14 protein-coding genes are annotated in these 15,645 nt (G+C 35.2%); 5 read left to right on the top strand and 9 right to left on the bottom strand.

Annotated elements, in window-relative coordinates; all coding sequences use genetic code 11:
- The 6 genes from LV89_RS01635 to LV89_RS01665 form a co-directional block, all read right to left on the bottom strand.
- The coding region (locus tag LV89_RS01635; protein ID WP_146199048.1) for a transposase at nt 1-475 on the bottom strand (475 nt) is incomplete at its 3' end.
- A 608-nt stretch (nt 476-1,083) separates the two neighbouring features.
- On the bottom strand, nt 1,084-2,313 hold the full coding sequence (locus LV89_RS01645) for a DUF2264 domain-containing protein (protein ID WP_109741122.1): 1,230 nt from the start codon (nt 2,311-2,313) through the stop codon (nt 1,084-1,086).
- Nucleotides 2,314-2,481: 168 nt separating this feature from the next.
- Nucleotides 2,482-3,648: a glycoside hydrolase family protein gene (locus tag LV89_RS01650; RefSeq protein WP_109741410.1), complete on the bottom strand. Its 1,167-nt coding sequence runs from the start codon at nt 3,646-3,648 to the stop codon at nt 2,482-2,484.
- Between the two features lie 127 nt (nt 3,649-3,775).
- Nucleotides 3,776-4,606 carry a 5-dehydro-4-deoxy-D-glucuronate isomerase gene (gene kduI, locus LV89_RS01655; RefSeq protein ID WP_109741123.1) on the bottom strand — a complete coding sequence of 277 codons (831 nt, stop codon included), beginning with the start codon at nt 4,604-4,606 and terminating at the stop codon, nt 3,776-3,778.
- A gap of 255 nt (nt 4,607-4,861) precedes the next feature.
- A complete protein-coding gene (locus LV89_RS01660) occupies nt 4,862-5,470 on the bottom strand; it encodes a porin family protein (RefSeq protein ID WP_109741124.1) in 609 nt (202 codons plus the stop codon).
- Between the two features lie 205 nt (nt 5,471-5,675).
- Entirely contained in the window at nt 5,676-6,050 is a 375-nt protein-coding gene (locus LV89_RS01665) for a DUF6249 domain-containing protein (protein ID WP_109741125.1), read from the bottom strand.
- A gap of 230 nt (nt 6,051-6,280) precedes the next feature.
- Between LV89_RS01665 and LV89_RS01670 the strand changes: the two genes are divergently transcribed.
- From LV89_RS01670 to LV89_RS01685, 4 genes are read left to right on the top strand one after another with little or no spacing between them, the layout of a single operon-like run.
- Nucleotides 6,281-6,850, top strand: coding sequence for an RNA polymerase sigma factor (locus LV89_RS01670; protein ID WP_109741126.1), 570 nt, complete (start codon nt 6,281-6,283; stop codon nt 6,848-6,850).
- 35 nt (nt 6,851-6,885) lie between these two features.
- The gene (locus LV89_RS01675; RefSeq protein ID WP_109741127.1) at nt 6,886-7,356 is read left to right on the top strand and encodes a hypothetical protein; all 471 of its coding nucleotides are present in this window, start codon (nt 6,886-6,888) and stop codon (nt 7,354-7,356) included.
- Between the two features lie 44 nt (nt 7,357-7,400).
- The gene (locus tag LV89_RS01680) at nt 7,401-7,712 is read left to right on the top strand and encodes a type II toxin-antitoxin system HigB family toxin (RefSeq protein ID WP_109741128.1); all 312 of its coding nucleotides are present in this window, start codon (nt 7,401-7,403) and stop codon (nt 7,710-7,712) included.
- A complete protein-coding gene (locus LV89_RS01685; protein WP_109741129.1) occupies nt 7,709-8,065 on the top strand; it encodes a helix-turn-helix domain-containing protein in 357 nt (118 codons plus the stop codon). Before LV89_RS01680 ends, LV89_RS01685 begins: the two co-directional genes overlap by 4 nt.
- A 55-nt stretch (nt 8,066-8,120) precedes the next feature.
- On the opposite strand, the gene LV89_RS01690 is transcribed toward LV89_RS01685, so the two are convergent.
- Nucleotides 8,121-9,578 (bottom strand): rubredoxin, encoded by a 1,458-nt coding sequence (locus tag LV89_RS01690; RefSeq protein ID WP_109741130.1) that lies wholly within the window; start codon nt 9,576-9,578, stop codon nt 8,121-8,123.
- A gap of 517 nt (nt 9,579-10,095) precedes the next feature.
- Here LV89_RS01690 and LV89_RS01695 point away from each other — a divergent pair.
- A complete protein-coding gene (locus tag LV89_RS01695) occupies nt 10,096-10,497 on the top strand; it encodes a hypothetical protein (protein ID WP_146199049.1) in 402 nt (133 codons plus the stop codon).
- A 147-nt stretch (nt 10,498-10,644) separates the two neighbouring features.
- On the opposite strand, the gene LV89_RS01700 is transcribed toward LV89_RS01695, so the two are convergent.
- On the bottom strand, nt 10,645-14,178 hold the full coding sequence (locus LV89_RS01700; protein WP_109741132.1) for a nitrate reductase: 3,534 nt from the start codon (nt 14,176-14,178) through the stop codon (nt 10,645-10,647).
- Nucleotides 14,179-14,758: 580 nt separating this feature from the next.
- Nucleotides 14,759-15,616, bottom strand: coding sequence for an ABC transporter ATP-binding protein (locus tag LV89_RS01705; RefSeq protein ID WP_109741133.1), 858 nt, complete (start codon nt 15,614-15,616; stop codon nt 14,759-14,761).
- Nucleotides 15,617-15,645: the final 29 nt, after the last annotated feature.

Below are 15,645 nucleotides of genomic sequence, written 5' to 3' on the forward strand. Positions count from 1 at the left end.
GGTTGGCATTGGCTTCCCATTTAGAACCATCTATGTACAAAGTATCTAAATCAATATAGCCCAGTTCCAACAACATCAATAACACTTCTTTGAAAACCGTATCGACCATCGTTTCCATTTTATTACTCCGAAAATCACATAAAGTCTTGAAACAGGGGTGTTGATTACCTGATAACCAAATGAAATTTACGTTCTCTCGCAGGGCTTTGCATAATCTACGACTCGTATAAATACGCTCACAATAACCATATATCCATATCTTTATCATCATCTTGGGATGAAAAGCGGGACAACCAAAATTGCTGTAATAGTCCTCAAAATACGACATATCTAATTTTTCGATACAATCGTTTACAATTCTGACCAAATGACACGCTGGAATCAGCTTATCTATTTCAAGCGGTACTCGTAAAACCTGTAATTGGTCATAAGTCTTAAACCGTAGTATCGGTTTTTTTACTATATTTGTTCCCATGAGCGTCTGTTCCAACTTTTGTTTTCCAAATACAAAGTACAGAATTTTCGCTCATATTTCTTTTTATGGACTTTTTACACAACCCCAAAAAGAAAATGACCATTTTTTGAGTTCCGGTAGGAATGAGGCATTTAAAATGGGTCGAGCCTATGGCTCTAAAATTGCTTTTCGCATCATTTTCGGTGGGTTAAAACCCAACGCTACAAAATTTAACCGAGCCTATGGCTCTAAATACATATTCAAATACTTGTGTATAAACCGTAGCCTTCAAAAGGACGATTTCCGTAAAATACGCACCGAATATTTAAAACTGGTATAAACAAAAAAATACCCCTCCCAAATTCACATTCAGAAGGGGCGTTTAATAGACGTTTTAGGAAACGTCTCTACTTTGATTTCTCAGCCGTAATATCCATTACCGCAAAAAGTGGTTTTCCTTTTGCTTCTGAGTTTGTGAAAACTAAGAATACATTATGAAAACCTGTTGTTGACGTAATGGGTGTTTTTATTTTCTGCCTTTGTTGATATTTTCACCAATAAGGGCGGAATTCTTTGTTTCAAAAATATAATTGCCAACTTTCGAAAAGTTGGCAATTGTAAAATAATATCTACAAACTAAGTGCATGGTCGGCACTGACTTCTGCTCCTTGCCAAATTTTTTGCGATGTCCACGCTTGGGCTGGACTTGCCCAAAAAGCATCTGTTTCGGGAAGACCCAAAGGCAATAAAACCGATGAACACAAATAAGAACTACCCGTCACGACGTAATTTTCAAGAATACTTGGTTGAAAACCGTATAAACCCGGGCGTAACCAACCATTTTTATCAAAGGTATCTTTGTGTTCGGTGGTTTTACGAATCACGGCGGTTAAAGCCTCTCGCACTTGTGCAGGACTCAATTCTGTTGGCAATGATTGATGCAACGAAACATTTGCCAAATGATGAAAACAGCCCGCTCGATAACCCAATGAACGCCCATAAGCCGTAAAAGAACCATCAGGATTAATCATTCGTTCTTGAATGATGGCATAACGACCATATATTTTATCTGCTTTCTGTTTGAAATTATTGTACTCAGAATGCTTTGGAACGGCAACTCTCAAAATCTCATACAGAAATGGTTGTATCACGAACGAATTGTAATAATCCCAATGAAAATCTGGACCATCACCAAAAGTTCCATCACCTTTGTACCATTGTTCATGCTGACGAATGGCAAAATCTAAACGCATTTTATCGTAATCTTCCCCAATATTTAAGAAAAAGGCTTCTATCATTCCCGAAAAAAGCAACCAATTACTAAAATAAGGTTTGATATTTCGAGTAAGTTGAAACGACGCTACCACATTTTTACGCAATTGAGCGTCAGCCATTTCCCAAATTTTAGGACAACGCATAAGACCCAAAGCCAAAAAAGCGGCATCCACCAAAGGTTGCGATGGCGTACTCCAAGGCATATAATCTTTTGCCTGCGGATTGGTAGCATTTGCCAAACCTTGAATGGTCAATTTCAAATATTTTTCCCGAAGAATTTTCTCTTTTTCACTTCCTGCGTCTGATTGTAACCAAGGAGAAATTCCAACGATTAATCTGCCGAAACCTTCCAACGTATTACAAAAAGCATGACTTTCTACCCCAATTTTTGTGCCTTCATTAGGCATATTGGCTTTGAGTTGGTCTTTGGCTAAATTAGTCAAAAGTGGTTCGGCAAGCTTCTGGAGATATTCTACCCAAAATTCTCTTGGCGTTTGTGCAACAGAAACTTCTTTTTTAGCTTCTACTGAAAATGGTAAAATTGACGTTAAACCAATACCTTTTAAAAAATTCCTTCTAAACATGATTGAAAGTTGGGTTTCAGTGTAAAAAGTATTATGTACTAAGTCCAAAGTACGGGTTAGGGAAATTAGGTTTTAAGTTGTATCAATTTCCTCGCTATGGATATCTATTTACCTAAACACAAATTTTAATTTGTTCTGCCTTTCTTGGTACTTAATACATTGGACTTATTACTTTTTTGTTAACTTTTGGTATCTCAAAAGTGCTTCTAAATAGTAATAATCAGCATAAACTAAAGGCACATCAACCTCTGATTTAGCAGGTTTGTGTCCTGTGCTGTGCATTAAAATAAAGTGATTATTTTCTCCAATTTTTGCCTTGTAAGCAGGCGAAGAAAGGCTTTTCAACATGATTTCAGCATTGTTGAAATATTCTTTTGATTTCGCTGTTTTCATCGTTGAAAGCTCTAAAAGTGCAGAAGCAGTAATGGCTGCCGCCGAAGCATCACGCTCTTCATTTGGAATATTGGGAGCGTTGTAATCCCAATATGGAACTTTATCTTTTGGCAAGTTTGGATTATTTAAAATATAGTCTGCAATGCGTTGAGCCTGAGCTAAATATTTTTTCTGTTTTGTCTCACGATACATCACGATATAACCGTACAAACCCCAAGCTTGACCTCTCGCCCAAGCAGAATAATCGGCATAACCTTGAGCTGTTTTTTTACGTAAAACCTTACCGTCTTTGTCGTAACAAATTACGTGATAAGAGCTTCCATTTGGTCTGAAATGGTGTTTTAACGTACTGTCTGCGTGCGAAAGACAAATATTATAGAACTCTTTATTGCCAGATTCACGAGCCGCCCAGAATAAAAATTCTAAGTTCATCATGTTGTCAATAATCACGGGATAATCAAAGGATTGAAATTTATTCCAAGATTTAATAACACCAACTTTTGGGTCGAAACGAGTAGCCAAAGACTTCGCACCCGTAAGCATAATGTTTTTGTATTCTGGATTTTTCGTCAAACGTAAACCATTTCCAAAAGGGCAATAAAGCATAAATCCTAAGTCGTGCGTACCTGTGTTGTATTGCTCTTTTTGTACTGCCATTGTCCATTTTTCGGCAGCGGCTTTCCATTGAGGGTCTTTGGTTTCTTCAAAAATATACCATAATGAACCACCAAAAAATCCGCTACACCACCAATCAGTAGGCATATCTCTTGGCGAACCATCTTTATTAGTTGATTGTGGCGTTTTGGTAATATCTTGATGTGATTTCAACATTCCTTCATACTGTTGGGCAGCTAAGGCAAATTCTTTTTTTACATCAATTTTCGACTGACTAAAAGCATTAAATGTCAAGGAGACAAGCAATAAGAGGAATGTTTTTTTCATGGTTGTTTTTGGTTTTATTGTTAAATCAACGAAGGCTTCGCACAATGCGAAGCCTTCAATTTAGAAAATTCTTTGCTAACGCAGGCAGAGTTCAAACCCTACCTGCGTTAAATATCATTATTAAGCATTATTTCAAATCAGCAATATTTGCAAAATCCATATCGGTAAAATCAAGGTTTTCGCCTGCCATTGCCCAAATAAATGAATAATTAGTTGTACCAGCTCCTGAGTGGATTGACCACGGTGGCGACAAAATCGCTTGGTGATTCGCTACCACTAAGTGACGAGTTTCCTGTGGTTGTCCCATTAAATGGAATACACGGTGTGCTGCATCAAGGTCGAAATACAAATACGCTTCCATACGACGGTCGTGTACGTGTGCAGGCATAGTATTCCAGATACTTCCTTGTTTTAGAACAGTCAAACCCATTACTACCTGACAGCTCTGAATTCCGTCACGGTGAATATATTTATAAATAGTACGTTCGTTAGCTGTTTCTGCACTGCCTAATGATACTGGCGAAGCTTCTTCTTTACTCATTTTACGAGTAGGATACGTTTGATGAGCAGGAGCTGACAATAAGAAATATTGAGCAGGAGCATCAGCAGAATTACTTTTAAAAGTAACTGATTTAGAACCTTTACCGATATAAAGTGCGTCTAATTTTGATAAAGCGAAAGTTTCGCCATCAACTGTAATTTCGCCATCACCACCAACGTTGATAATACCAATTTCACGACGTTCTAAAAAGTAGTCAGCCTTTAGGTTATCATCCGTTTGTAAATCTAAAGTAGAATAAACAGGCATTGCTCCACCCAAAATTACACGGTCGTAATGCGTGTAGTACATGGCAATTTCGTTATTACGAAATATTGATTCAATCAAAAAGTTTTCACGAAGTTGTTGAGTGTTGAACCCCTGTGCTTCTCTCTGGCTTATGGCTTGATAAATTTGCATAATATTATGTTAGTATTATATAAAGAATTGAGAAATTTCCCTCAAAATGATATTTTAGTTGTGCTTCTAAAAGCCAGAGCAATTCTTTTTATACTGAATTTCCACGCTTGATATTTATCATTATTCATCAAAAAAGCCCAATAAACAAGCTTTCAAACTTGATTATTGGGCTTTCAATATTAATGAAACTTCTTATTACAATCATCATTTTGGCATTATTGCTCGCTCGCTAATCGCTTTTCGCTATACATTTAACTATTTCTTTCCAAAACTGAAAGAAACATACGCTTGTAATCCTGTATTTTTCATTTGGAAATAATCTGAGAAATTAGAATTGCTCCCTAAAGAAAAATCTTTATTAACATTCGTCATTCCTAAGTAATAACGTCCACCAAGTGATACATTATCTGAAATTTTATATTCAACTCCTGCCACAGCACCTGCGTCAATGTCATTAAACAACCCTTTGTAAGAAACTGAAAATAAATCACTTACAACACCTACACGAGAATTAACCATATAACTTACTTGTGGACCAACTTGTAATTCTAAACCGTCGGCAACAGGAAAAGTAACCAATAAAGGAACAGACAAATAATGAATGCCCACATTACCAACACCTGCCACTTTAAAGCCCTGCATCGAATATAAAACTTCTGGTTGGAAGCCAATTTTATCATTCAATTTCAAATCTTTGATGGCAATACCTGCGTGAAAAGTTTCTTTTGGCGTGAAAATATTAGCTGGTTCTGGCGAAACCAAAACATCTGAATGCGTATATCCTGCTTTGAAAGCAACACTTTGAGCGTTGATTTTAGCGAAAGTAATAACTGAAAGGGCGATAGCTGCCATTAACTTTTTCATGTCTTGTATGCGTTTACGTTTGGTTTAAATCTCAAAATTTGAACTTATAACGCAGGAAGCCTTCGGAGGTAAGTTAATGAAACGTTAACGCTTGTTAAGGAAATGTTAATAGGGCAAAATATAGAAATTTGAAATATTTTAAACACAAAAAAGGTTTCCTTGAATAACAAGAAAACCTTTTCTTAATACACTGATTTACTGATAATTAAATCTCTTTATTTGCTTGATTTTTCTTATCTAAGTGCATTTGATAAAAATAAGAAGCTAAAAGTCCCAAACCGCCAAAAATAAAAATCATGGAGAAATGAGCTACATCATCATCAATATGTGTTAATGCTTCTAATACAGAACCCATTAACAAACCCACTCCAAAACCAATCAGGATAAAGCCCCAACGTAATGAATGACTTGGATTTACAGGATTCGACATTTTTTGTGGTGGAGTGATGCCCTTAGCAATCATTGCCATTCTTTCATCATTTTCGTACTTGCGGATAAAAACAATCATTGTAAATAATCCGATTGTTCCAATTATTGGGATTAACATTCCTACAATTGGCACCATATTTCCATCTATCATAGTCGTAAATATTTTAATTGTTAATTAATTGATTTCTGGTGATATGATGTAACTTGTATTAGAAAGGTTACAGGTAATTTGAAAAAAACTATGATTTGTCTGAACTATGATTCATTGGATTTAATGATTTAGGATTTTATAATCTCAAAATACGCTAATCCCATAAATCTTAGTTCAGACAAAATATAATCTTAGTGTAACCTTTCCAAACAAACCCGCATCTAACAAATGTGAAAACCAACGAAACAGATAATTCTATCATTGAACGCATTTTGTCTGGCGATAAGTCGGGGTATAAAGACCTTGCTAATCGCCATAAAGACTATGCGTTTACGGTGGCGTACAAAATTGCGGGAACACGTGAAGATGCCGAAGAAATTGCCCAAGATGCCTTTATTCAAGCATTTCAAGCATTGCCAAATTTTAATCAAGAAGCAAAATTTACAACTTGGTTTTATCGAATTGTCTTCAATGCGGCTTTGATGTTTAAGCGTAAAAATCGAATCCATACAGAAGATATTGAAGCCTCACAATCAGCTCAATTTGTTTCAGCAGATACCGATAATGACCTAAAAATCAAAGAACAAAGAAAATATATTCAGCAAGCTCTCAATCATTTACCGCCCGATGACGTTACTATCATAACCCTATTTTATCTGAAAGAACAATCTTTAGAAGAAATAGCCCAAGTAGTAGGCGTTTCTGCTGAAACGATAAAAGTAAAACTTTGTCGAGCCAGAAAAAAACTGGCAGAAGAAATGAAAAAGATTTTAGGAGGCGAAGTAAAAACATTAATATAAAGTAGGACAGGTTGGAAACCTATCCTACTAAAAACATGAAAGACGAAGATATTTTTGATATTCTTGACGGTATTGCTTCAGAAGAAACAATGCGTCAGCACCATAAAATGCTCGCTGAAAATACTGATTATCAGTCTCTTTTCAATGAGTATGCACAAACTCACGCATTATTAACGGACGTAAGCATAGAAAAAACAGCTTTTAATTTTACCGATAAATTAATAGACCGTTGGGAGCTTTCGCAAGAAGTTGTAACCGTTCGTAAGACCAGTAAATTACCCATTTACTTCTTGTCACTGATGGCAGTTCTGTTTGTTTGTCTATTCATTACCGTTTTACCAATGCTCAATAGCCAAGCCATTCAAGTTGATTTGAGTAAACCATTGAGAATTTTACAAGATAAGGGTTTTACTCGTTTATTCTTGATAATCAATGTATTGGTAGCCTTGTTTTTTATTGACAAACGAGTTTTGAAGCCTTATTTTCAAAAACGTTTAGGATTATAAAAAAGCAAATTTGTTTTCTAATAGAAAACTATTTACTTTGTAGTATGTTCAATATCATTACTCGTAAAACTTTATTATTTTATTGTCTTCTCTACCCAAAGGCTTCAAACGCACTTCGTGAATGGTATGCGGAGTTAGTAAAGAGCGACTTTCAAAATTTCAATGAATTAAAGGAGGTTTATAAAAACGCCAGTATCGTGGCGGATGATAGGGTGGTTTTTAATATAATGGGAAATAAATACAGATTGATAGTAAGAATGGTATTTGAGTATAAAGTGATTCAAATCAAATGGTTTGGTACACATTCAGAATACGATGATATTGATGTTGAAACTGTAAAATTCAAAAAGAAATGACATTAAAACCGATAAAAACAGAGGAGCAATACGAAGAATATTTAGAATGGATAGATGCTCAGTTTGACAAAAAAATACCCTCTAATAGTCCTCAGGGAGAAAAACTACAAGTGGCTTTATTATTAGTTAAAGCTTACGAAGACGAGTTTTATTCTATTCCTGCTCCTGACCCAATCGAAGCGGTAAAGTTAAAAATGCTTGAAAGTGGATTGAAAAATAAAGATTTAGTGGGCATTATTGGAAGTAAAGGCTATGTCTCTTCCATTTTAAATCGTAGAAAGCCATTAACTTTAGAAATTGCTAAAATTTTTCACCATAAATTTGGCATTCCCGCAGAGGTATTATTATCTTAAAACAAAAACGGCAACCTTTTGAGGGTTGCCGTTTTAATATCATTCTTTTCAAAATCTATACCAATAACGCATCAACTTTCACTTCTGCAAATTCTTCTTTAGAAGCCTCGCAAACTGGACAACAATAATCTTTCGGTAAATCTGCAAACTTCACTCCCACTGCAATATTATTTACCGAATCGCCAAAACGTTCATCATAAACGGTAAAACAAACTTTACATTGATGCACTTTAATCAATTGTAAATCAGAAGATTTGCGTTCTTTTTCTTTAACCACGGTCACTTCTTGTTTTGAGCTGATAGCATAAAAACGCTTTGAAAGTCGTTGCAAAATTTCTGGCACATGGGCTTTATTGACACCTTTTTCAAAAAGGGTTAACTCACGAGTATTTGGGTTAAAATCAATAGTATGATAAATATCAAAAACGCTTGAAATTCCATTGAAAATATTTCGTTTTTTAATCACAACAGAACCAAAAACCTCTGATTTTGAGCGAGTTTGAATAGCAAAACTTAATCCAAAAGTACGCACATCTTCATCGTCAAATTCTCTAATAATTGATTTTTTCAATGCCAAACCTTCTGGCGAAAGGTCTTCAACTTGCCAATTCAGTTCATTGGCAGCATGACGCACATTAATGGTATGTTTACCCAAAAGTCCGTCCCAAAGGCTACGATGTTTATTTTCAATACCTTTAATAATCAGTGACTTCCAAGGAGTTATACAAATTTGACCAACTTTTGTATCCAAACAAACATCACAAATATCTTGAAGAAAATCTACTGAAAAAGTTTCGTTTCTACGATAAATACCGAGCCACGTTTTATCTCCATAGCGGTTGAATCCTTCATAGTATGGCAATGAAAATTTAGGCAATTTCAAATCTTCTGGAATTACCTGCGAGATAATTTCGCCTTGGGCAATTACTTTTTCATACACTTCATTTTCATCCATTTCTGGATTATTCCAAATTACTTCTTCTATTCTTTTAGAAATTTTAGGGATTTCTAAGGTATAAATCAAAATCGGGAAACGGAAAATACGGTTTGTTTGCTTCGGACGTACATATAAGTACCAAAAATTTTGTGTATTAGAAGCAATGAAATTTAGATTACCCGTAAAAAATGGCGTAAACGACTGCTGAAAATCAGAAATATTGACTTTTAATTTTGGCTGATAATCAAAACCATCAAATATATCCTTATAAATACCTTCTGAAATCCATTGCCCCGTTGGGAATACTTCTTCTGCACAATATGAAGAAATAATATTAGGAAAATCATCTGTATCAATCTCGAAGTCAATATTAGAAATATCCAATTTATTCTTTAAATCAAATATTCCACTTCCTCGCACAGTTTCAGCCTTTACGTACATTAACAATTGCTGTCTCGCTCCAAAACTAATTTCTCTTACACCTGCTTCACGAGCTGCCAAAAGGATGTATTGTAAAGTACCAGGAGAAACAATTCCTCCCATCAAGTTTATTTTTAATAACGAATAGTCTTTCATGATACTTTTCTGGTTAATATTCTACATTATTAAATCATTATTCCTACCCCAAAGTTAGTAATAATTACTTAATATATTGAAAATCAGAATAATGTATTTGCTAATTTTAGCATATCACTTTTCTAACAATAAATATAAATCTGATTTTCAGAATAGTATTATTTCGTGAAATATGATTTTTTTTAGAAGAACTTTCTTGAAAAAGTTAAAATTTTACTCATTTTGTGATTGGTATTCAAAAACAATTTTCTAAGTTTACATCGTCAAACGATTGACACAGATGTATTTCTGAGTATTTAAAAGAATTAAAAAACAAGTTTTGTAAGCCTTGTGAATTCATTTTTTGATAAACAAATATTTTTAACAAAGTAACGTTCGAGTTAAAAATATTTCATAATTCAGAAAAATAAATTCTTAGAAATATACAAATTTAGTTTAACGAATAAATCTATCAATCGGGAGTTTAAGATTGTACTTACAAATTAAATATCCCATAAATAAAAAAACATTTAATATCATGAACAAGAACACAGTAAAAGCATTTATCGTAGCGATAGCTATGGTTTGCACATCGAACTTAACTTCATTCGCAGGAACAACAAACGACGAAGCAACTGCTTCTGTAAAAACTAAAATTTCTCAAGTAAGTAAATCTTTGAGTTTCAATATTTGGGTAGAAAACGTAGCAAGCAAAAAAGTAGTTGTACTTGTTGTTGATGCTGACAAAAACGAAATCTACCGTGAATATATTAGCCCAAAAGACGCTAAATTCGCTAAAACTCTTGATTTCTCTAACTTGAACGACGGTAAATATACTATCGAGGTTCTTAGCTCAAACGTTGACGTAATTGATTCAAAAACTTTTGAAATCAAAACTAATCAAACTGTAAATCGTGACATCGTTGTGGCTATCCGTTAGTCATACTTAAAATTGATGTTACTATGATTTTAACCTCAGAATCAATATTAGGGAAGTTCATCGAGAGATTGCTTCCCTATTTTTGTTTTAAGCTAATTTGATGGCATCGGAATATGAAATTATACATTATCCCGATGCTCAATAACTTTAGGCAACTTCTACTAATTCTTCTGCCAACGCTTTTTCTAAAATTGCTCTTACTTCTGGGCGACAACTTCCGCATCCTGTGCCTGCTCCTGTGGTTGAACAAAGTGCTGTAAAATCTTTGCAACCTCCTGCAATACAAGACTTTAAGTTTCCTTCTCCTACGTTATTGCATGAACAAACTAATTTTCCCATTACTGGGTCTGCTTTTTTGCCACTTCTGAGTAATTCTAAACGTTTGTCTGACAATTCGATTCCGTTGGCTATCAAATCTTTAAATTCTAAGAATTCCGATTTATCACCAATCAACGTTGCTCCGACCAATTTATCGTTGTGAATGATACATTTTTTGTAATATCTTTTTGCTTTGTCAATAAAGATAATTTCCTCATAATCAGGTGATTTTGGTGTTTCAATGATTCCCATTGAGCATAATTGAACTCCTTGGATTTTCATGATATTTACCGACAAAGAACCTTTGTAATAGCTCGCCCAATCGCCCGCAATATATTTGGCAATTACGTCGGCTTGTTGTTCGGCAGCAGCCGTGATTCCCCACATTTCGCCACGCCATTGAGCAATTTCTCCTGCGGCAAAAATATCAGGGTCAGACGTTTGTAAGTAATCATTTACAACCACTCCACGATTCACTTCTAAACCTGCGGCACGGGCAATTTCAACATTTGGTGATGTTCCAATAGCAAAAACGGCTACTTGTGCATCTATTTTACGACCTGATTTTAAACGTACACCTTCAAATTTATCTGTTCCATAAAATGCTGAAACTTCATCGTTATAATAAACGTCGATACCTAAATTCACGATTTCTTCATGGAGCAAATCAGAACCTAATTGGTCTAATTGTCTATCCATAAAACGGCTAATACGTTGAACAATGGTCACTTTTACGTTAATTTCACGCAATGATGCCGCCAATTCTAAACCTAATAAACCACCTCCAACAATTAAAGCATGAGGGTTTTCACGATTCATAAACGGCTTCATGCTATCTGCATCCAAGCGAGAACGCATATTGAAAATACCCGGAATTTTTGGCACAGATGGAGGCATAAACGCACGTGAACCCATTCCTAAAATTAGGCGGTCGTAGGTATGTTCATTTCCTTCTGAATCAACGATAATTTTATTCTTTCTATCAATATTTACAATCTCTAAACCTTTATGAACCTGAATGTTGGCATCGGCAAATTGGTCTTCACGTAATTTCACCAATTGTTCCCATTCCTGAGCTCCAGAAATATAATCGGGCAACATTACACGGTTATAAAAAGGATAAATTTCTTTTGAGAACACATGGATTTCATCCGTTTTATTCAAATTTCGGTACGAGTTGATAAATCCTAAACCCGCAGAACCAGCTCCGATAATGACAATTTTTTCCGCTGGCTTCACGTAAGTACGTATTTGCACCGCCGAGAATTTAAAATCTGGCTCTTTTGAGCGTGCATCTACCAAAGTATTAGTTAAGCTATTGGTTCTTCCGAAGGCATTTCCTAAGATTTTCCCAAAGTGCATTGGCATAAAACAAACGCCTTCTTTAATATCTTCGGTAATTTTAACTTTTACTTGATTTTTACCTCTAATACTTTCAATCTCAATTACTTGACCTTCTATAATACCTCTTTTCTGAGCATCTTTTGGGTGGATTTCCACATAAGGTTGGGCAATATGCTGGTTTAATTTATTGACTTTCCCAGTTTTAGTCATGGTATGCCATTGGTCACGGATACGACCTGTGGTAAGAATTAACGGAAAATCTTCTGATAGTTTTTCTGATAAGTTTTCATCAGGAACGGCATGAATTTTAGCACGAGAATTTAAGGTGTAGAACTTGCTGTCTGTAAACAAGCGTCTTGTTCCGAAACCAGAAGTCTGATTGTCGGTATAAGGCCATTGAACACTACGTTTTTCTTTCAAAATATCGTAGTCAAGCCCTGTAATATCTATATTTGTGCCTTTGGTTGAAAGGCAGTGTTCGTCGTATATTTCACTGTTATTCTGATAGTTAAAAGATTCTCCAAAGCCCATTTTCTGAGCAAATCTTTTAATAATTTCAGTATCGTCTAAGGCTTCACCCGGAGCATCAACTACTTTTGGCAAGAAGGTAATTCTTCTTTCTGAATTGGTAAAAACCGATTCTTTTTCAGCCCAAGCTGCCGCAGGAAGTACCACATCGGCGTATTTTACGGTATCTGAACGGTTAGAAATATCTTGGACAACCACAAATTTGGCATTTTGAAGTCCTTTTTCTACCATGTTCAAATCTGGCAAACTCACCATTGGATTGGTGGTAACAATCCAAATTGCTTTCATTCTTCCATCAGCAAGAGCTTGGAACATTTCGGTAGCCGTAAAACCCGGTTTATCAGAAATTTTTGTACCGCCCCAAAACGCTTGAACTTCGTCACGGTGAGCAGGGTTTAATAAATCACGGTGAGCGGGCAACATATTCGCCAAACCTCCCACTTCACGTCCGCCCATAGCGTTGGGTTGTCCAGTCAATGAAAAAGGGCCATTTCCTTCTTTTCCAATTCTACCCGTGATTAAGTGTAAATCAATGAGTGACAGGTTTTTATTAACCCCAACAACCGACTGATTCAAGCCCATTGTCCACATTGAAAGAAAACCTTTTGATTCATGAATGTATTGAGCAGCCAATAAAATATCACTTTCTGCAAGCCCACAAATATTTGCGGCTTCCGTAAGAGTTCTTGAGAAAACTTGCTCACGGTAAGCCTCAAAACCGTCTGTGTGATTAGTGATAAAATCTTGGTCAATCCAGTTATTTTCGATAAGAATTCTACCGATGATATTTGTGAGTACAATATCAGTTCCGGGATTGAGTTGTAAATGTAAATCTGCCTGAGCTGCCGTTTGCGTTTTTCTCGGGTCGATTACGATAATTTTTACGTCAGGATTAGCTTGTTTGTGAGCTTCAACTCGTCTCCAAATAATTGGATGACACCATGCAGGATTTGCTCCTGTTACAAAAAAGCAGTCAGCCAATTCAATATCGTCATAACAAACAGGCACAGAATCTTCGCCCAAAGTGAGTTTATAACCCACCACCGCCGATGACATACATAGACGAGAGTTAGTATCAATATTGTTTGAGCCAATAAAACCTTTGATAAGTTTATTGATGACATAATATTCTTCAGTAGAACATTGTCCAGACACATAAAAGCCTACTGCGTCGGGTCCATATTTTTGGATTATTGCTTTAAATATAGCGGCAGTACGGTCGAGTGCGGTATCCCAACTTACCCTTTGAAGAGGCATATTTCGGTTAAAACGCATTTCTGGGTACAGTAATCTATCAGACTTATCATTAACGGTATAATGCAAGTTCATACCTTTTGAACAAAGCATACCTTTACTTGAAGGGTGGTCTTTGTCGCCTTCTACATAAATTTTGCCGTTGTCAATTTTAGTAATTTCAACGCCACATCCAACCCCACAATATGAGCAGGTAGATTTATATTTAGTTTGAGTATTATTATTTAAACTGCTCATAATCAAATAAATAATTGTTTATAATATGTGACTTTTATATAATTATCGTGTCAATACTTAGTCCGCTTCAATTACTACACACTAAAATATCAGGTAAAGGAAGGGTTTAAAATCTTTCCGTTATGCCCGTAATGTTCCGCCAGACGTTCGGGCTTTTTTGTTTCAACTATCTTTATTTTAACAGTTTTAAGTTAATACGTGCAGTATTTACACTGATATAACTGTCCTACACTGTTCTAATAATTAAATTATTCAAATATTTATTTGCATTTTTTCTTGTTTTAATGCGAATAAATATTTATGTTTGTTTAGCAAATTTATTAAAAGCAATAACATCCGAATAAAATAGCTTTTAAGTCAATTTACATTTCAAGCAATACAACTAACCATTACCCACTTCATACCTAATCATTACCGCCATTTTGTTAGGTGCAAAACCCGAAGTTTCGAACTTCGGGTTTTTTGTTTTTCAACACCATAGCAATATTATAAAACTTTGAAAAAGTTGAATAAAATGCTCTTTGAAGCATTCTATTCCTTGTTTTACTATGTTGTTGTCAATAACTATATGTTTTTTATATTAATCTTCAATAGAGAATTTATCAAATAACAAGTTTAATAATTCGTCGTGAACCTTGATATATTCTGGGTCATGGGCAATGTCTTTTTTGTTACGTGGTCTTGGTAAATTAATATCTACAATTTTCTTGATTGTAGCTTCAGGACCATTATTCATTACCACAACTCTATCCGACAAGAAGATAGCTTCTTCAATATCGTGGGTAACCATGACGATAGTTTTGTTACGATTATCTAAATTCCAAAGTTTCAATAATTCAATGTGCATTGACCCTTTTGTAAGGGCATCCAACGCTCCGAAAGGCTCGTCGAGCAACAAAATACTTGGGTTAATAGCAAATGCACGGGCAATGGCAACTCGTTGTTTCATTCCTCCAGAAAGTTGTCCTGGTAATTTGTCTTTGTGTTGGATAAGATTTACCATTTTCAGGTTTTCTTCAACCAACTCGTGTTTCTCGGTCGATGTTTTGTCCTTAAAAACTGAATCAACGGCTTCATAAATATTCTTGTAAACTGTTAACCAAGGCAAAAGAGAATAATTTTGAAAAACAATTCCTCTGTCTGGTCCCGGTCCTTTTACTGGGTTTCCGTTGGCAATAACTTCTCCTTTTGAAGGTAAAACCATTCCAGAAATGGTATTCATTAAAGTTGATTTTCCACAACCTGAGTGACCAATAAGGGCTACAATTTCACCTTTTTTGATTTCAAGATTTATATCTTTAATTGCGGTAAATGTTCCTTTTGAGCCTTTAAATGAAACCGTTACATCTTTGATACTAACTGAAGTTTCATTGGCATTTATTTTATGAAAGTCATTCGCTGAATCAACGAATTTGACTGAATTTCCGATGTTTGTCATGTGTTCAAGTATTAGGTATTAAGTACAAA

It is taken from the genome of Arcicella aurantiaca (assembly GCF_003148625.1).
In the GTDB taxonomy this organism is placed as follows: domain Bacteria; phylum Bacteroidota; class Bacteroidia; order Cytophagales; family Spirosomataceae; genus Arcicella; species Arcicella aurantiaca.